The organism is Paraburkholderia sp. AV2, from assembly GCF_054968425.1.
On the sequence record NZ_JBANLK010000012.1, the window covers coordinates 15,843 to 33,614 of the forward strand.

Below are 17,772 nucleotides of genomic sequence, written 5' to 3' on the forward strand. Positions count from 1 at the left end.
TTTCTCCCGCATTTCCCCACGCGCCGCAAGCCTTAGGCAAGCGGCGCGTTGTCATTTCCGCGATAATGCCGTTTTTTCCTCGCAGGCCTGACGGGCTGCGGCCAGCAGAAGCGGCAGGGCGCGCCCCCGCATAGCGATATCCGATGAGTACCTTTCCCACCCTCGACGCGTGGCTCACGCACCTCGAAACCGCGCATCCGGTCGGCATCGACATGGGGCTCAACCGGATTCGCCAGGTGAAAGAAGCGCTCCAACTGAAGTTCGATTGCCCGATCTTCACGGTGGGCGGCACGAACGGGAAGGGCTCGACCTGCGCGATCCTCGAAACGATCCTGCTGAAATCCGGCTACCACGTGGGCTGCCATACCTCGCCGCACCTGCTGTCGTTCAACGAGCGCGCGCGTCTCGACGGCCAGCAGGCGAGCGACGCCGAGCTGCTGCCGTACTTCGAGGCCGTGGAGGCCGCGCGTCTGTCGCTGCCGCAGCCGGTCTCGCTCACGTACTTCGAGTTCACGACGCTCGCGATCATGCTGCTGTTCGCCTCGCGCGGGCTCGACGCGGTGATTTTCGAAGTGGGCCTCGGCGGCCGTCTGGACGCCGTGAACGTGCTCGATACCGACTGCGCGATCGTCACGAGCATCGACATTGATCACACCGAGTATCTGGGCAACACGCGCGAGAAGATCGCCTTCGAAAAGGCCGGCATCTTCCGTCCCGGCAAGCCCGCCATCTGCGCCGATCCCATGCCGCCGCAGTCGCTCGTCGATCATGCCGAGGCGATCGGCGCCGATCTGTGGCGCTTCGGGCGCGATTTCCGCTATGAGGGGCAGGCGGGCAGCGAGCGCCAGCAATGGAATTACGTGGGCCGCGCGCAGCGCCGCTCGGCATTGGCCTACCCGGCGCTGCGCGGGGCCAATCAGTTGATCAATACCTCGGCCGCGCTCGCCGCGCTCGAAGCCCTGCGCGACCGCGTGCCGGTCTCCGCGCAGGACATCCGCCTCGGCCTCGCGAACGTCGAGCTGCCGGGCCGCTTCCAGGTGCTGCCGGGCAAGCCTTCTGTGATCCTCGACGTGGGCCACAACCCGCATGCCGCCGCCGTGCTCGCGCAGAACCTCGGCAGCATGGGCTACTTCCCGTACACCTACGCCGTGTTCGGCGCGATGGGGGACAAGGACCTTGCCGGCGTGATCGAGCACCTGAAGGGCGAGATCGATCACTGGTGCGTGACCGGTCTGCCGGGGCCGCGTGCGGCGTCCGCGCAACAGCTCGAAGCCGTGTTGCGCGAGGCCGGCGTCGAGGATGGCCCGGACAGCAGCGTGACGCGCTACGAATCGCCCGCCTCGGCTTTTCAAGATGCGCTAAAACGCGCATCTGAAAATGATAGAATTCTTGTTTTCGGTAGTTTCCTGACAGTTGCCGGCGTGATGGCCTGGCGAAAGTCGCAGCAGCACTGAACCTGCACACGCCGCCACGCTACGCAGATACAGGCCTAAAGCAGCCATACATGGGAATTTTCTCGTTCGGCAAGAAAGACGACGCGGCGCCCCGACGGCGCGGCGCGGAAGCCGGCTCGGGCCGGCGTAGCAGCCAGAGTGCGCGCGTGGAGCGGCGCAGCCGCCGGCCGGACCGGTCGGCCGACGCCGAAGCGATGCTGCTCGATCCCACCCTTCCTGAGAAGCAGCGCGCGCGCCGGCGCCTCGTGGGCGCGATCGCGCTCGTGGTGGCGGCTATCGTGATCCTGCCGATGGTGCTCGATTCGCACCCGAAACCTGTTACCGACGACATCGCGATCGACATTCCGAGCCGCCCGACACCGCCCGGCGAGAAGGCCGCGGCCCGCGACGACGCCGATAGCGACGACGATACGCAGGCCGGCGTCGCGCCCGACAATCCCGGCGCGTCCAATCTCGCGACGGTGGCTTCTGGCGCCACCGCGGCACCGGCGCAGACCGCCCATAGCACGAACCCAACCAGCGCCGGCGCGAAGGCCGCCGCACAAACCCAGACGACAGCCGCCGCGAAGACCGCTCCGGCGCAGACTTCCGCCACCAGCAAGCCTGCCGGCAAGTCCGCCGCGCCTTCGGCGAACACGGCCGTCGCCTCGAACCAGAACACGGATGCCGCCGACAGCGGCGACAACAGCAGCGCGCCGCCCACACCGCCGGGTTCGCGCTTCGCCGTGCAACTGGGCTCGTTCAGCAACGCCACCGCCGCGAGCAACTGGGTGACGAAGTTGAAAGCGGCCGGCGTACCCGCATATACCGAACAGCGCAAGCAGCCCGACGGCTCGACGCGCACGCTCCTGCGCGCAGGCCCGTTCCCGGACCGCGCGGCGGCTTCGGAGGCGATCGCGAAGGTGCGCGGCGCGGGTTTGATGGCAGGTTCGAACGGGGCAGCGGATTAAGCCGCCGATGTTCACCGCCTTCGACTACGCTGTAATGGCGGTGATTGGTTTGTCGGCGCTGCGCGGGGCGTGGCGCGGATTGATCGGCGAGATTTTCGGATTGATCGGCTGGATCGTCGCGTTTCTGGTGGCCTGCCGCTACGTGGAGCGCGTAGTGCCGTGGATTCCGGCGCACTGGCCGGGCGGCGCCCTCACGCAGTGGCTGATCGCCTTCGCGCTGATCGTGATAGGCGTGGTGCTCGTGGCCGGCGTGGCGAACGCGCTGCTCGGGCGCATCGTGCAGGTGAGCGGACTGTCCGGCGTGGACCGGTCGCTCGGTTTGATGTTCGGCCTCGTGCGAGGCGTCGTACTGGTGCTGATTCTCGTCGTCCTCGGCGGACTGACCGAGCTGCCCCAGCAGGACTTCTGGCGCAATGCGCTGCTGCGGCCCTATGTCGAGCAGGGCGTGCACGAACTGAAACCGCTGCTGCCCGACGCGCTCGCAGGCTACGTTCGCGTCTAGCCCGCCCGGAGCCGACCCGATACAAACGGGGCAAGGCCGCTCGAAAAAGCAGCACTGCCCGCGCGGCGCAGGCGAGGCCCAGACCGCCCGCCGCTACCGCGCAGTTTTACCGATTTCGCTTTCTTGAAGGACCTGCCATGTGCGGCATCGTAGGCGTAGTTTCCCGCTCTCCCGTCAACCAGCTTCTCTATGACGCGCTGCTGCTCCTGCAGCACCGCGGCCAGGACGCGGCCGGCATTGCCACCGCGGACGGCAGCACCATCCACATGCACAAGGCCAACGGCATGGTGCGCGACGTGTTCCGCACGCGCAACATGCGCAGCCTGCCGGGCACGAGCGGCATCGGCCAGGTGCGCTACCCGACGGCCGGCTCGGCGTCGAGCGAAGAAGAGGCCCAGCCGTTCTACGTGAACGCGCCGTTCGGTCTCATCCTCGCGCACAACGGCAATCTCACGAACTGGCAGCAGCTCAAGGAAGAGATGTTCCGCGTCGATCGCCGGCACATCAACACCAACTCCGACACGGAAGTGCTGCTCAACGTGCTCGCGCACGAACTGCAGACGGCCAGCTCCGGCCTCGAGCTCGATCCGGCGGCGCTGTTCAAGGCCGTCTCAGGCGTGCACAAGCGCGTGCGCGGCTCGTACGCCATTGTCTCGCTGATCGCCGGCTACGGTCTGCTCGCGTTCCGCGACCCGTTCGGCATCCGGCCGCTGTGCATCGGCAAGCAGGAAACGCCGGAAGGCACCGAATGGATGCTGGCGTCGGAGTCGGTGGCGCTGGAAGGCATCGGCTTCGAGTTCGTGCGCGACGTGGCGCCGGGCGAGGCGGTGTTCATCGACTTCGAGGGCAATTTCCACGCGCAGCAGTGCGCCACGGCTCCGAGCCTGAACCCCTGCATTTTCGAGCTCGTGTACCTCGCGCGTCCGGATTCGGTGCTGGACGGCGTGCCCGTCTACAACGTGCGGCTGCGCATGGGCGACTATCTTGCCGAGAAGGTCAGGCGCGAGCTGCCCGACGTGAGGATCGACGTTGTCATGCCGATTCCCGATTCGTCGCGTCCGGCGGCCATGCAGGTCGCGAAGAAACTCGGCGTGGAATACCGCGAGGGCTTCTTCAAGAACCGCTACGTGGGCCGCACCTTTATCATGCCGGGCCAGGCGATGCGCAAGAAGTCGGTGCGCCAGAAGCTCAACGCCATGGGCATCGAGTTCAAGGGCAAGAACGTGCTGATCATCGACGACTCGATCGTGCGCGGCACCACCTCGCATGAAATCGTGCAGATGGCGCGCGACGCGGGCGCGACCAAGGTGATCTTCGCGTCGGCGGCGCCGCCCGTGAAGTATCCGAACGTCTATGGCATCGACATGCCCACGCGCGGCGAACTCGTGGCGCACGGCCGCACGGACAAGGAAGTGGCGCGCATCATCGGTGCGGACCATCTCGTGTATCAGGACGTCGAGGCGCTCAAGCAGGCGGTGCGCGACATCAATCCGGAGCTCAAGCGCTTCGAAGCCTCGTGCTTCGACGGCGACTACATCACCGGCGACATCACGAGCGCCTACCTCGACAGGATCGAGACCGCGCGGCTCGCCCCGCAGGCGCAGTCGGACCGCGACGCCGCGAGCGACGCGATCGAAGGCGCCGCCGCGCGTTCGCAGCTGCACCTGCAGCTCTCGGTGGAGTGAAGCGGGCCGGGAAGCCTGCGTGCCGCGACGTGCACGGCGCGCTTCCCGTGTTAGCATAGGGGCTTGCGTCGATTTGATATCAGCTTGCGGACGCGGGGCAACCCAAAACAGCTAAAGCGAAAGGCGTCGAAACCGCAGTTTGATTTCCGATCCGCCTCGCTTGTGCCTTAGTTCTGCCCCGAATACCCGAAAGCCCGCTTCTGCCGACGCAAAGCGGGCTTTTTTGCGCCCCCGGTTCTCGCGGCCCGGGGGTCTTCGAATGGGAAACAACACGAACATGGACGACACTTTCAACTTCGACACCCTCGCCGTACGCTCGGGCACGCTGCGCAGCGAGTTCAACGAGCATTCGGAAGCGCTTTACCTCACGTCGAGCTTCTGTTTCGGCAGCGCCGCCGAAGCGGCCGAGCGCTTCAAGAACTCCGAGACCGGCTATACCTACGCGCGCTTCACGAACCCGACCGTGACGATGTTCCAGGACCGGCTTGCCGCGCTCGAAGGCGGCGAGGCATGCATGGCGACGGCCTCGGGCATGGCCGCGATCCTTTCGGTGGTGATGGCCGCGTTGCAGACGGGCGATCATATCGTCAGCTCGCAGAGTATTTTCGGCTCGACGCTCGGCATGTTTTCGCAGATCTTCAGCAAGTTCGGCATCACGACCACCTTCGTCGATCCCACCGATCTCGACGCCTGGAAGAACGCCGTGCGCCCCGAAACGAAGATGTTTTTCCTCGAGACGCCGTCGAACCCGCTCACCGAAGTGTCGGACATCGAAGCAATCGGCAAGATCGCGAAGGCCGCGGGCGCGCTCTTCGTGGTCGACAACTGTTTCTGCAGCCCGGCGCTGCAGCAGCCGCTCAAGTTCGGCGCGGACGTGGTGATGCACTCGGCCACCAAGTTCCTCGACGGCCAGGGCCGCGTGCTGGGTGGCGCGCTCGTGGGCTCGAAGCAGTTCATCATGGAGAAGGTGTTTCCGTTCGTGCGCAGCGCGGGCCCGACGCTCTCCGCATTCAATGCGTGGGTGCTGCTCAAGGGCATGGAAACGCTGTCGCTGCGCGTGGAGAAGCAGTCGGCCAACGCGCTCGAAATCGCGCGCTGGCTCGAAACGCATCCGGCCGTGAGCCGCGTGTTTTATCCGGGGCTCGCATCGCATCCGCAGCATGCGCTCGCGATGCGCCAGCAAAAGGCGGGCGGCGCGATCGTCTCGTTCGAGCTCAAGGGCGATACGCCCGAACAGCAGCGCGAGAACGCCTGGCGCGTGATCGACAACACGAAGGTGTGTTCGATCACGGGCAATCTGGGCGACACGCGCACGACCATCACGCATCCGGCGACGACCACACACGGCCGCATCACGCCGGAAGCGCGTGCGGCAGCGGGCATCACGGAAGGCCTGATTCGCCTTGCGGTGGGGCTCGAGAATGCCGAGGACGTTCGCAAGGACCTTGCGCGCGGGCTCGACGCGGCGGCCTGATGGCGCTTCCTTGTTTCGTTCGCGCTACGTAGTATTTATTTCGGGCCGCCTGTCGCGGCCCGTTTTCATTCGTCGTTCGAGGTCGATTGCCATGCCTGTCATTCGCGCGCTGTTCGTGTATCCGGTCAAATCGTGCGCGGCCATCGCGCTCGACGAGGCGCCGCTCGAAGCCGAGGGCCTCAAGTGGGACCGCCACTGGATGGCGGTGGACGGGCATGGTCGCTTCGTTTCGCAGCGCGAGCATGCGGCAATGGCGCGTATCGTCCCGGCCTTCGTCGAGGGCGGCGTGCGGCTTTCCATGGCGGGCATGCCGTCTACGCTGCTGCTGCCGTTCGAGCCGCGAGGCGATGCACGCCGCGTCGCGGCGACGGTGTGGAAGGACACGTTCGAAGCGCTCGACGAAGGCGACGAAGCGGCGCACTGGTTTTCTCAGGCCGTGGGCGTGCCGCTGCGGCTCGTACGTTTCGCCTCCGACGTCACGCGTTTGTCCAGCCCGAAATGGACCCATGGCGCTCAGGTGCCGACGCAGTTCGCCGACGGCTTTCCGCTGCTCGTCACGAGCGAGGCGTCGCTCGCGGACCTGAACGCGCGACTGGCGCAGAAGGGTGCGCCGCCGGTGCCGATGAGCCGCTTTCGCCCGAATATCGTCGTGGACGGCGAGGGCGCCTTCGACGAGGATTTCATCGAGACGATGTCGATCGACGGCGACGGCGTGGTCTTGCGCTTCGCGAAGCCGTGCGCACGTTGTCCGATCACGACGATCGATCAGCAAACGGGCTTGCGCGACGCAGCGTGGCCCACCGAGCCGCTCGACACGATGGCGGCCTTTCGCGCCGATCCGCGCGTGGACGGCGGCCTCACGTTCGGGCAGAACGCGATAGTCGTGGCCGGGGCCGGTACGCGCGTGGCCGTGGGGGCCGAGGTTCAGTGGGAGTGGCGCTTTGATGAATAAGCGCGAATCACTGCGAATAAGCGCGCGTGAGCGCTAATGCGGCAACGCTCGCCATTGGCCCGGCGCGATGCCGAAGCGCCGTGTGAAGGCGTGCGTGAAGGCGCTCTGATCGCCGAAGCCCACTTCGAGCGCGACGTCGATGAGCGAGCGGCGCGGATCGGCCAGCAGCGTCACCGCCGTGTCGAGCCGCAGACGCTGGAGGTAACGGTGCGGCGTTTCGCCGAACGCCTCGACAAAAAGCTGATGAAAGCGCCGCATGCCGAAGCCGAAATGCGCGGCGAGGTCCGCAATGCGCAGCGGTTCCGCGAGACGCGCGCGCAACCAGCGATCGATGCGCGCGAAATCGGGGCCTGCCGCGGCGTCGAACGAAGCGCCGGCCAGGATGCCGGTTTGCGCAATCACGGCGGCGCAGAGCCGCGCCGAGGCATCCCAGTGAAAGCGCCGCGTGCCCGGGTCGCCGCCCGCAGGCGGCGCGGCAAGCGCCGCGCGCTGTGCGATCTGCCGGGCGAGCTGCGCGAGCGCGGGGTCGATGCGCAAGGCGCGTGCCGAATCGAAGAGCCGCTCGGGCACGGCGAGCGACGCAGCGGGCAGGTCGAGCACGAGCTGACGGTTCTCGCCGATGCCCACATAGTCGTGCTGCGCGCCGGCCGGAATCAGCCAGGCCGAGCAGCAGTCGATACGCTCGCCCACGCCTCTCACGGTCATTTCCATCGCGCCGTCGAGCCCGAGCACGATCTGGTGGAAATCGTGCAGATCGGTCTCCTCGATCGCGCCGTAGCAGCGCAATTCAACGCTGGGCGCGACGACGGGAGCGTGGTGATGCGGATTCATGGCGGGGCGAATTTGAGCCACTGCGCAAACTATGGTTTAAGACGCGGTGCAAAAAGCGGCGACGCTCAGACGTCGAGCAATTCCACTTCGAACACGAGCGTCGCGTTCGGCGGAATCACGCCGCCTGCGCCGCGTACGCCGTAGCCGAGCTGCGGCGGGATCGTGAGCTTGCGCACGCCGCCCACCTTCATGCCCTGCACGCCTTCGTCCCAGCCCTTGATGACCATGCCGCCGCCCAGTACGAAGGCGAACGGGTCGTTGCGGTCCTTGCTCGAATCGAACTTCTGGCCGTCCGTCAGCCAGCCGGTGTAGTGCACGCTGACGGTCTGGCCCGCGCGCGCTTCGGCGCCGGCGCCCTCGGTCAGGTCCTCGTACTGAAGGCCGGATGCGGTGGTCACGATAGACATGAAAGACTCCTGAATCGGATGGGATAAAGACGCTATTGTAGGCGCACGAGGCGCAACGCAGGCACGGCGCGTGCGAGACAAACCCGCCAGACGCTTTCGGGTGCCTGCCTATAATGAGGGCTGGCCCGGGGCGCGAACTGCTCTGGTTGGCCCTTCATGGGCGAGAGACGAGGACACCGATGGCGTCGACTTCCGATTCCCGATCCGAACGCACGGCGCGGCTGTGCGCCGAAGCCGCGCTGTTCATGCGCGACCATGTGCTCTCGCGCGTCTCGCATGACCTGCGCAGTCCGTTGAACGCGATCCATAGCTGGGCCTACGTTCTCGAACGCAAGATCGATGCCGCCGATCCGGCGGCGCAGCGCGCGCTGGGCGGCATCCGCACCGGTGTCGAGCAGCAGGTGCAACTGCTCGAATCGCTCGTGGACAGGACGCGTACACAAACGCGCAAGCTGCAGATCGACCGCGCCCCGTTTGCGCTCGACGCGGCGATCGACGAAGCCGTGGATGCCGTGCGCGGCGCGCTTGCCGAAGCCCGCGGGGTTGCGCTTGCCGTGCAGGGCATGCCGACGGGTCTCACGCTCGACGGCGACCGCGAGCGCCTCGTGCAGGCACTATGGTTGATGCTGGCCTTCGCGGTCGAGTCGAGCGCGCCAGGCGGGAGCGTGACGCCGGGCGTGAGCGCGACGGGCTCCGCCGTTCAGTTCGACGTGACGTGGACCGCTGTGCCGCGAGCGCTTACCGACGCATCGCTGCCGCATCTGCTGGAACCGTTTGCGCGCGAGCAGGCGCTCGAACCGCTGGAGTCGGGCCGCACGGCCTGGGTGCTGGCGTTGTGCCTGCGCGTGGCCGAGGCGCATGGCGGGCGGTTCGAGCAGCGGCCGCTGGCCGAAGGCGGGGCCACCGCGCTCGGGCTGAACGTGCCGCTGGCGTGAGCCGCGGCGGCCCTGCGGGCGTGATGCCGTCGTCGTGCGCCTTGTCTGGATGCGCTGCCCGCGCCTTACCCCCTGTCTTTCGCCCCTTATACTGACCGCTTCGCCCTACCGGAGCCTTCCGTCTTGATCCAGGTTATCGCCCTTGTCGGCGCGCTGCTGCTCGTCGCCCTCAACGGTTTCTTCGTAGCCGCCGAATTCGGCCTCGTCAAGCTGCGGCAGACGCGCGTGCAAAGCCTGGCGTCCGGGCATGGCCTGCGCGGCAAGCTGCTCGCGAAGGTGCACGGTCAGCTCGATGCGTATCTGTCCGCGTGCCAGCTCGGCATCACGCTCGCGTCGCTCGGCCTTGGCTGGATCGGCGAGCCCGCCTTTGCGCAATTGCTCTCGCCGCTGTTCGAGTTTTTCGGCGTGCAATCGGCGCAACTGATTCACGGCATTTCGCTCGTGTTTGCCTTCACGGTAATCTCCTTCCTGCACATCGTCGTGGGCGAACTCACGCCGAAGTCGCTCGCGATTCGCCAGGCCGAGAAGATTTCGCTATGGACGGCCACGCCGCTCTACGGCTTTTACTGGACTATGTACCCCGCCATCTGGACCCTCAACGCCAGCGCGAACGCGGTGCTGCGCATGGCGGGACTTGCATCGGGGCACGGCTCGGACGCCCACTATTCCACCGACGAACTGAAGCTCATCCTGCGCAGCCGCCGTGCCGCAGCCGAAGCCGAGGCTGCCCTGCGCATGCACGGCGCGAACGGTACGGGTGGTGCAAACGGCACAAGCGGCACGAGCGGCACGGGAGGCACAAGCAGCACGCGCCCGCCCGCTCTGGCAGCCGCGGCGAATACCTACAACGCCGACGAATGGAACACGCTCGCGCACTCGCTCGATTTTTCGCGCATGACCGTATCGGACCTCATGCGGCCCACGCACGAGATGGTGGGGCTGCGGCGCGACCGGCCGCTCGCCGAGAATATGCAGGTTGTCGCGCGCCATCGCTTCAGCCGCTATCCGCTGTTCGAGGACGGGTCGGGCGAGCGCGTGGCGGGGCTCATTCATCTGAAGGATCTGCTGCTCGCGCGCGAGGCCGGGCAGGCGCTCGACGATCTCGGCAAGTTCGTGCGCCCGGTGCAATATGTGAAGCCCGAGGCGCCCGCGCTCGCGCTTTTCAGGCGCTTTCGCAAGGGGGCGCCGCATTTCGCGCTCGTGGGGCGCAAGGGCGCGCGGCCCAATGGCTTCCTCACGCTCGACAATCTGCTGGGCGCGCTGGTGGGCCAGATCCACGACGAATTCCATCAGGCCGACACGGACTGGACGCGCATGGACGACGGCACGTTGATGGGACGCGGGAGCCTGCCTGTGGTGTCGCTGGAGCAGGCGCTGGGCATCGACATCGACGAAGGGCGCGCGGAGTCGGTGGGCGGGCTTGTGATTCATGCGCTGAACGATTTGCCGACCGAAGGGCAGCGTGTGTCGTTCCCGCAGTTCGACATTGTCGTGAAGAAGATGAAGGGGCCGCGTATCGTGCTCGTGCGCGTTTATCCGAAGGGGCTGGTGGACGAGGGAGGGTGAGCGGCAAGTGGACGCCGGACCTGCCTTCATGCACGCCCAGGCGCGAGATTCGACAACACCGCCACAGGCAGCACCGCGAGCACGTCGCGCACGGACAGCCGGTTTTCCCCATCCGGCGTTCGCGTGGCATTGCTGAGCCAGTCGTACCACTGGGGCTCGGCCATCCCTTGCGGCAATACCACGGCCGTATCGCTCCAACGCTGCGCCAGAACGAGCGGCATGCCATCCTCCAGTAGCGGTGCCGCGAGGCGCGTGCCGATAATCAACGCACACGAGTCTCGATGGCGGCGCGCAAACGCGACAACATGCGCCGCGCCTTCGCCGCGCACTTCGAGCGGCATATACGAACCTTCCCGCAGCAGTTCCGGCGCGCGGGCGCGCAATGCCAGCAGACGCCGCACGGTGGCGAGCTTGACGTGCGCGTCGCGCCAGTGCGGGAGTTTCGCCGAGGGCGGTTCGTCGTCGAGGGCCGCCGCGCGCAGCGCAAAGTCGACAGGGCGGCGGTTGTCCGGGTCGACGAGACTGAAATCCCATAGCTCCGTGCCCTGATAAAGATCGGGCACGCCCGGCGACGTAAGCCGCAGCGTGGTTTGCAGCAGCGAGTTGACCGCTCCGGCCGGCGCAATGCGTGCCACGAATGCGGCCAGTTCGTGCAGAAAGCCGTCGAGGCGCTGCGGTGCGAGGATGTCGAACAGAAATGCCTGGCAGTCCGATTCATAGGCCTCGTCGGGCACGAGCCAGTTGGTGCGCAGCTTCGACTCGCGCAACGCCTTCAACTGCCACTGTGCGATGCGTTCGGCGAGCGCCCGGACGCCCGCTTCGTCGCCGGGGTCGAGCGCGGGCGGCCAGCAGCCCACGAGCGTCTGGTACAGCATGGCCTCTGCGGTCGGGCCGGGCGCCCAGTCGGCGCTGCCCGCGCCGCCGTTGCGGCGGTGCGGCTGATTCAGCGTGGACCACGCGCGCAGCGTCGCGCCCCAGTCTCCGGAAAGCTCGCTCAGAACGGCGAGGCGCGCCCGCACGTCTTCACCGCGTTTGTGGTCGTGCGTGGCGGTGGCCAGCAGCGCATAGGGCGCGCGCCGTTGCCGTTCCCGATTGGCGGCGTGGAACTCGTCGACGCTGCGGGCGAAATCGTCGGGGTCCGCACCGACCTCGTTGCGCGAAAGCAGGCGGCCATAGCGGTAGAGCGCGGTGTCTTCGGTCGCCTTGGCCGCGAGCGGCGCGGTGAGTTGCGAGAACAGCGCGAGCGCCGTGCGTTGTGCGATGAGCGCATGGCTGAGCGGGCCGTTGGCCGGGCCATTCGGCGCTGCGCTTTGCCCGCGTTGCGGTTTCGTGCCGGGGGGCGTGGCCGGTGCCATGGCAGGCGCGGCTGGCGGCGCGGCGTCGGGCGACCGTCCGCCCAGCCACGCATCGACCTGTTCGAGCGCGGCGCGGTTCGCGCGGGGCAAGGCTCGCCGCGCGGCGTCGAGTGCCTTGTCGAAATAGCGGTTGTCGAGCGGCCCGCGCAGCCCGTTCACAGGGTAGATGCGATACACCGGAAAGTGCATGGCAAGCTGCGCGATGGCGCGATGCACGCTCGCATACGTGAAGTCGCGCGTGGCGGGTTGCTCGCGCGCGATGCGGTGCAGGGCGCGCGCGGCGTGGTCCAGTTCGGCGGCGAGATACGCGGCCAGCACTTCGCGGCGTGCGTCGAGCGCGACGCGCGCGAACGGCGCATCCGATCCGCTGATGGCCGCCCACGCTTCGGCTAGCGGCTTGGCGCCGGCTGGATCGTGTAGCAGCGCACCCACGTCGTTCATGAAGTCGTAGCCCGTGGTGCCCTGCACGGCCCAGTCGTCGTGCAACGCTTCGCCGTGCGCGAGGATCTTCTCGACCACGATATACGGCAGCGTCGCGCGCAACGGCAGCAGCCGCTGGCGCAAACGCTCGCAGTATTCGCGCGGGTCCGCGAGTCCGTCCACATGATCGACGCGCAACCCGTCGATCACACCGTCCGCGTAGAGCCGGAACACGAGTTTGTGCACGGCCTCGAACACGTCGTGCCGTTCCACACGCACGCCTGCAAGGGCGCTGATGTCGAAGAAGCGCCGCCAGTTCACTTCGTCGGTGGCCGTGCGCCACCATGCGAGCCGGTAGTGTTGGCGCTCGAGCAGGCGGTGCAGCCGCTCGCGCGGCACCGGGTCGGTGCCTGTATAGGCATCGAGCACGAAGTCGAATGCGTCCGTGCCGTTGCGTTCGGCGAACGCGCGCAATGCGTCGCGCGCGGCTGCCGCGCGTGGCTGGTCTTCGGGCTGCGTCGTGAGACCCTGGAACGGCGCGGCCAACGCATCGAGATCAGCGCGGTTCGCCGATTGCAGCAGTGCGGCGTAATCGGTCGGGCAGATCGGGCAAACGTGCGGCCCGTACGCCACGAAGAAGCGCCCTTCGCACGCGTCGAACTTCAGTTCGATGCGGCCCGCGGCCAGTTCTTCGCCGTATTGCGCGCCGAGGAACGGCATCAGCACCTTGCCGCGCAGTACGGGGTCGGGCGAATGCCAGTCCACGTCGAAGTGGCGCGCAAAGGCGCTATGGCGTCCCCATTCGAGTATGTCGAGCCACCATGCGTTGTGCGCGCCACCCACGCCCATGTGGTTCGGCACGATGTCGACGATGAGACCCATGCCGCGTTCGTGCAGCTTCGCGGCAAGGCGTCTCAGGGCCGCCTCGCCGCCCAGTTCCGCGCTGACCGTGCCGTAATCGACGGTGTCGTAGCCGTGCATCGAGCCAGGCTGTGCCGTCGTGATCGGCGAGGTGTAGAGATGGCTGACGCCGAGCGCCGCGAAATAGTCGAGTTGCGCGAGCGCGTCGTCGAAGGTGAAGTCGTGATGTAGCTGCAGGCGCAGCGTCGCGCGGGGCAGGGTCATGGCGTCGGACCGGTGAGCGGCGCCGCATGCGCGCCGGGGTCGTGGAGAGACGCCGTGACTGCCTCGCGCGCTCGGACGACGCTCTCGACGCGCGCCGCGAACCCGGAATCCGCGTAGAGCGCATCGACAGGCAGCGGCAGGCGCTGTCGCCAGTTCGGATGCTCGTCGATCGAGCCCGGCAGGTTGGGTTGCTCCGCGAGCCCGAGCAGGTCTTCGAGCGGGCAGGTCACGAGCGGGCTCGCCGTGGCGCCGACATAACCGAGCGCGGCCTCGACGGGCGCCCGCTCCGCGGCCGGCACGGGCGCGTCCTGCGGCGCGAATCCCGCTTGCTGGAGCGCGTGCCACAGCTCGGTGCGATCGGCGGCGCGCTGCGCGTGCTCGAGCGCTACCGGGTCGCGTCCGTCCGCGCGCGGCAGCGTCTGGCCGATGCGGTTGCGCCAGTCGATGTCGAGGCCGCGCCACCAGCCGGCAACGGTCGGCAGGTCGTGCGTGGTGGTGGTCGCGATGCCGTGCGGGTCCCAGCGCCGCGGGGCGAGAAACGCGTTGCCGTGGCGCTCGAACCAGAGCACGCGGATGCCGTAGAGCGCATGCGAGGCGAGCCGCTCGCGCAGGCCGGGCGGCACGGTGCCCAGGTCCTCGCCGATCGCGATGGCGCGATGACGCCACGATTCGAGCGAGATGAGGCGCACGAGGTCCTCGAACGGGTAGCGCAGATACGCGCCGTGCTTCGCGCTTTCGCCTTCGGGCACGAGCCAGAGGCGCCGCAGGCCGAGGATGTGGTCGATGCGGACGCCGCCCGCGTGCGCGAACGCGGCGCGCAGCATGTCGATGAAGGCGCGAAAACCGTTGTTGTGCAGTGCGCGCGGCGAGAACGTGGTGAGGCCCCAGCTCTGGCCGGCCTGGTTGAAGAGGTCGGGCGGCGCACCTACCGAGACGCGTTGCAGCATGTCGTGCGGCAGCGACCAGGCGTGGCTGCCTGCGCCGTCGCAGCCCACCGCGAGATCGGCGATCAGGCCGATCGACATGCCCGCTTCGCGTGCGTCCTGTTGCGCACGCGCGAGGCCGGCGGCGGCCAGCCATTGCAGGAAGCGGTGGAAGTCCACTTCGCGGCGACGCTCCACGGCAAAGGCGGCCACCTCGGGGCTGCGCGGGTCGCGCAACCCGGCGGGCCAGTCGCGCCAATGCGCGTTGCCGCCGGGGTTCGCCAGCATCGCAGCCTGCAGTGCCTCGAAGCGCGCGTGATCTTCGAGCGCTTCGCCGCCGCGTGCACAGAAGTCGTCGAACGCGGTGGCGCGCGGCGAGCCGCTCGTGCGCTCGTCCTGGTCGAAGCGTTCGAAAAGCGAGCGCAGCACTTCGAGCTTGAGCGGCACGGCCCGTTTCCAGTCGATTTGCGCGCGTGCTTCGAGCTCCTGAAAGACGCCTTCGGCGTGGACGGCGACGCTCGCCTCGTGCGCGGCTTGTGCGCCGAACATCGCGGCAGGATCGATATGCGCGACGTTGAGCCAGAGCCGCGACGAAGGCGCATATGGGCTGAAATGGCCAGGCAGTGCGCTGAACATGGCATGCGTCGGACTCACGGCCAATGCCTGGGCGCCGTGGCGCGCACTCTCCGTGGCCAGCGTCGCCAGCGCGCTGTAGTCGCCGATGCCGCCGTCGCCTTTACGTCGGAGTCCGTAGAGTTGCGCCGCCACGCCCCACTGTGCGGGCACCCGTGCGGTCTCGCCGTGGCGCGCGCGCCAGGCGTCGGCGACCGTATGGCAGTGCGGTGGCGCGACGGCGAGCGTGAGCCGGTGGTCGTTGACCGTGAGCGTGTGATAGCCCGGTTCGCTGAGCGGCGCGAGCAGCGCGGTCTCGCCTCGCGGCGCGGTGAAACGTCCTTCGATGTGCTCGCCGCTTTCGAGATCGATGCGGTAGTGGCTGCCCGAACGCACCGCCGAGGCCGGCAGGGCGATGGCGCTTTCATATTCGGCCGTGATGAGCGGCGGCAAGCGCCGTGCCGACTGCTCCGCGTTCAGGAGAGACGCGCTCTGGCGCAACTGCGTTGCGTTCGCGCAGGGCAGGCCCGCGCATTCGAGCAGCGCTTCGAGCGTGCTGTCCGGCACGCGCTGCATGGCGCCGTGCGCGTCGGACCATTCGACTTCGAAGCCCGCGCGCGCGGCAAGACTTGCGAGCGTTTCCCTGCGCGGATTCATGCGCGCGGCTCCTCGCGCGGTACGGCGAGCGCGTCGTGCAGGCGTGCGTACTCGGGTACGTCGCCGGTCAGCCACGCCACGCAGGCGTGCTCGGCGAGCACGCCGTTTGCGATGCGGTCGCGCGCGCGCGGCGGTGTTTCGAACACCACCATGCCTTCGGGCTCCGGTTCGAACCGCACGCCTTCGTGGCCGAGATTCAGGGCGATCGTGAGCACCACGTGGTCGGCGAGGCGCCAGCGCGCGACGAGCGCCGCGAGGTCGTTGCCCGCGTCGTCGGCCAGCACGGTCGCGTCGAGCGCGCGCGCGTGGGCGAGGCGCGGCATCAGGAGGTGCGCGCGCACCGCGAGCGCCGACTTGTAGAAGTGCATCCATTCGGACCGCTCACCGTCGAGACGGGTGTCGAGCGCCGGCGACGAATTCGCGAACGTCCGCGGGTCGTTGGGATCGGGAATCTGCTCGCGCCGCGTGGGATCGGCAAATGCGCTGAATGCCGCGAACTCGCGGCGCCGTCCCTCGCGCACCGCATCGGCGAGCTGGCCCGTATACGCCGTGAAGTACTGGAAGGGCTGCGTCGAGCCGTATTCCTCGTCCATGAACAGCATGGGAATCTGCGGCGTAAGCAGACACAGCGCCGTGGCCGCGCGCAGTGCGTCGTCGTTGCGGCTGAGGCTGCGAAGCCGTTCGCCGAAAGCGCGGTTGCCGATCTGGTCGTGGTTCTGCAGGAAGGTGACGAACGCCGTGGGCGGCAGATGCGCGCTCGCCTCGCCGCGCGGCTTGCCGTCATGCGCCGGCGAGGCTTCGCCCTGGTACGCGAAGCCTTCGGCCAGCACGCGCGCCAGCAGGCGGATGGGATGTTCCGCGAACGAGCGGTAGTAGCCTTCGCTTTCCCCGGTCAACAGGACGTGCAGCGCGTGATGCGCGTCGTCGTTCCATTGCGCGTCGAAGTGGGCCTCCAGCAGGTTTGCCGCGTTGTGCTCGTTCTCCAGCACCAGATGCACGTGACGGTCGGGCTCCACGCGCGCCCGGACGTGATCGGACAGCTCGCGCAGCCAGTGCACGTTGCCGATGGCGTGCGCGGCATCGATGCGCAGGCCGTCGAAGCGATACTCCGAGAGCCAGTACAGCGCGTTGTCGCAGAAGAAGTCGCGCACTTCCAGACGGTCGAAGTCGAGCGCGTCGCCCCACGGCGTTTTCGTGCCCGCGCGGAAGAACGGCTTCGCATACTGGCCGAGCCAGTTGCCGTCGGGGCCGAAGTGGTTGTAGACGACGTCGATGAAAACCTGCAGACCGAGACCGTGCGCGGTATCGACCAGGGCTTTCAGTTCGTTCGGACTGCCGTAGGCCGCGTGCGGCGCGTAGGGCAGCACGCCGTCGTAGCCCCAGCCGCGCTCGCCCGCATAGTCGTTCAGCGGCATCAGTTCGACGGCCGTCACGCCGAGCTTCGCGAGCGCCGGCAGCCGTTCGGTCACGCCCCGATAGCCGCCCAGCGTGCCCACGTGCAGTTCGTAAAGCACTGTTTCTTCCCAGGGCCGGCCGCGCCAGTGCGCGTGCTGCCAGGCGTAGGCGCGCGGATCGAGCACCTCGCTCGGGCCGTGCACGCCCTGGGGCTGGAAGCGCGACGCGGGATCGGGCACCGCCTGGCCGCCGTCGATGCGGTAGCGGTAGAGCGTGCCGGCGCCGCACGGCGCTTCGGCTTCGAACCAGCCGTTGCCCGTGGGCGTCATGTCGAGCGGTGCGGGCGGCGTGCCGCCGTCGGCCGCGCCTTCGAAAATCACCTGAACCGTGCGGCAGGACGGTGCCCAGAAACGAAAGCGCGTATGCGGCTGCGCGCGCGCCGCGCCGGTCAGTTGCGCGCCGAACGGCAGGCAATGCGCGTAACGCCGGGCGTGCGGATCGTGTGAGGTCGAGGACATGACGAGTTCCT

The 17,772-nt window shown here is 67.9% G+C and carries 13 protein-coding genes; 8 read left to right on the plus strand and 5 right to left on the minus strand.

Features of this window, described 5'->3' with window-relative positions; genetic code table 11:
• The first annotated feature begins 143 nt into the window (after window positions 1–143).
• The 6 genes from folC (at window position 144) to V8683_RS11325 (ending at window position 7,017) form a co-directional block, all read left to right on the plus strand.
• Window positions 144–1,454, plus strand: a complete 1,311-nt coding sequence (gene folC, locus V8683_RS11300; protein ID WP_411191686.1) for a bifunctional tetrahydrofolate synthase/dihydrofolate synthase — start codon at window positions 144–146, stop codon at window positions 1,452–1,454.
• A 50-nt stretch (window positions 1,455–1,504) separates the two neighbouring features.
• The gene (locus V8683_RS11305; protein WP_411191685.1) at window positions 1,505–2,404 is read left to right on the plus strand and encodes an SPOR domain-containing protein; all 900 of its coding nucleotides are present in this window, start codon (window positions 1,505–1,507) and stop codon (window positions 2,402–2,404) included.
• A 7-nt stretch (window positions 2,405–2,411) separates the two neighbouring features.
• Window positions 2,412–2,906, plus strand: coding sequence for a CvpA family protein (locus V8683_RS11310; RefSeq protein ID WP_411191684.1), 495 nt, complete (start codon window positions 2,412–2,414; stop codon window positions 2,904–2,906).
• 137 nt (window positions 2,907–3,043) lie between these two features.
• Entirely contained in the window at window positions 3,044–4,591 is a 1,548-nt protein-coding gene (purF, locus tag V8683_RS11315; protein ID WP_411191683.1) for an amidophosphoribosyltransferase, read from the plus strand.
• A 277-nt stretch (window positions 4,592–4,868) separates the two neighbouring features.
• Window positions 4,869–6,065, plus strand: coding sequence for an O-succinylhomoserine sulfhydrylase (locus tag V8683_RS11320; protein WP_411191682.1), 1,197 nt, complete (start codon window positions 4,869–4,871; stop codon window positions 6,063–6,065).
• Window positions 6,066–6,156: 91 nt separating this feature from the next.
• Complete coding sequence (locus V8683_RS11325) at window positions 6,157–7,017, plus strand: MOSC domain-containing protein (RefSeq protein WP_411191681.1); 861 nt, start codon at window positions 6,157–6,159, stop codon at window positions 7,015–7,017.
• 33 nt (window positions 7,018–7,050) lie between these two features.
• On the opposite strand, the gene V8683_RS11330 is transcribed toward V8683_RS11325, so the two are convergent.
• Complete coding sequence (locus tag V8683_RS11330; protein WP_411191680.1) at window positions 7,051–7,848, minus strand: AraC family transcriptional regulator; 798 nt, start codon at window positions 7,846–7,848, stop codon at window positions 7,051–7,053.
• 65 nt (window positions 7,849–7,913) lie between these two features.
• Window positions 7,914–8,255, minus strand: coding sequence for an FKBP-type peptidyl-prolyl cis-trans isomerase (locus tag V8683_RS11335; RefSeq protein WP_411191679.1), 342 nt, complete (start codon window positions 8,253–8,255; stop codon window positions 7,914–7,916).
• A gap of 179 nt (window positions 8,256–8,434) precedes the next feature.
• Here V8683_RS11335 and V8683_RS11340 point away from each other — a divergent pair, with 179 nt between their 5' ends.
• Together V8683_RS11340 and V8683_RS11345 are read left to right on the plus strand one after the other, a co-directional pair.
• Window positions 8,435–9,190: a sensor histidine kinase gene (locus V8683_RS11340; protein ID WP_411191678.1), complete on the plus strand. Its 756-nt coding sequence runs from the start codon at window positions 8,435–8,437 to the stop codon at window positions 9,188–9,190.
• 123 nt (window positions 9,191–9,313) lie between these two features.
• A complete protein-coding gene (locus V8683_RS11345; protein WP_411191677.1) occupies window positions 9,314–10,756 on the plus strand; it encodes a hemolysin family protein in 1,443 nt (480 codons plus the stop codon).
• 26 nt (window positions 10,757–10,782) lie between these two features.
• Here V8683_RS11345 and treY read toward each other — a convergent pair whose 3' ends face one another.
• From treY to treZ, 3 genes are read right to left on the minus strand one after another with little or no spacing between them, the layout of a single operon-like run.
• Complete coding sequence (gene treY / locus V8683_RS11350; RefSeq protein ID WP_411191676.1) at window positions 10,783–13,656, minus strand: malto-oligosyltrehalose synthase; 2,874 nt, start codon at window positions 13,654–13,656, stop codon at window positions 10,783–10,785.
• Window positions 13,653–15,848: a 4-alpha-glucanotransferase gene (malQ, locus tag V8683_RS11355; protein WP_411191675.1), complete on the minus strand. Its 2,196-nt coding sequence runs from the start codon at window positions 15,846–15,848 to the stop codon at window positions 13,653–13,655. Before malQ ends, treY begins: the two co-directional genes overlap by 4 nt.
• The gene (gene treZ, locus V8683_RS11360; RefSeq protein ID WP_411191674.1) at window positions 15,845–17,761 is read right to left on the minus strand and encodes a malto-oligosyltrehalose trehalohydrolase; all 1,917 of its coding nucleotides are present in this window, start codon (window positions 17,759–17,761) and stop codon (window positions 15,845–15,847) included. Before treZ ends, malQ begins: the two co-directional genes overlap by 4 nt.
• Between the last annotated feature and the right edge of the window lie 11 nt (window positions 17,762–17,772).

Coding starts and splice junctions, on each gene's coding strand:
- malQ (WP_411191675.1), bottom strand. CDS start 15,848: ATGAATCCGCGCAGGGAAACGCTCGCAAGTCTTGCCGCGCGCGCGGGC.
- folC (WP_411191686.1), top strand. CDS start 144: ATGAGTACCTTTCCCACCCTCGACGCGTGGCTCACGCACCTCGAAACC.
- V8683_RS11335 (WP_411191679.1), bottom strand. CDS start 8,255: ATGTCTATCGTGACCACCGCATCCGGCCTTCAGTACGAGGACCTGACC.
- V8683_RS11340 (WP_411191678.1), top strand. CDS start 8,435: ATGGCGTCGACTTCCGATTCCCGATCCGAACGCACGGCGCGGCTGTGC.
- treY (WP_411191676.1), bottom strand. CDS start 13,656: ATGACCCTGCCCCGCGCGACGCTGCGCCTGCAGCTACATCACGACTTC.
- V8683_RS11305 (WP_411191685.1), top strand. CDS start 1,505: ATGGGAATTTTCTCGTTCGGCAAGAAAGACGACGCGGCGCCCCGACGG.
- V8683_RS11310 (WP_411191684.1), top strand. CDS start 2,412: ATGTTCACCGCCTTCGACTACGCTGTAATGGCGGTGATTGGTTTGTCG.
- V8683_RS11330 (WP_411191680.1), bottom strand. CDS start 7,848: ATGAATCCGCATCACCACGCTCCCGTCGTCGCGCCCAGCGTTGAATTG.
- V8683_RS11320 (WP_411191682.1), top strand. CDS start 4,869: ATGGACGACACTTTCAACTTCGACACCCTCGCCGTACGCTCGGGCACG.
- purF (WP_411191683.1), top strand. CDS start 3,044: ATGTGCGGCATCGTAGGCGTAGTTTCCCGCTCTCCCGTCAACCAGCTT.
- V8683_RS11325 (WP_411191681.1), top strand. CDS start 6,157: ATGCCTGTCATTCGCGCGCTGTTCGTGTATCCGGTCAAATCGTGCGCG.
- treZ (WP_411191674.1), bottom strand. CDS start 17,761: ATGTCCTCGACCTCACACGATCCGCACGCCCGGCGTTACGCGCATTGC.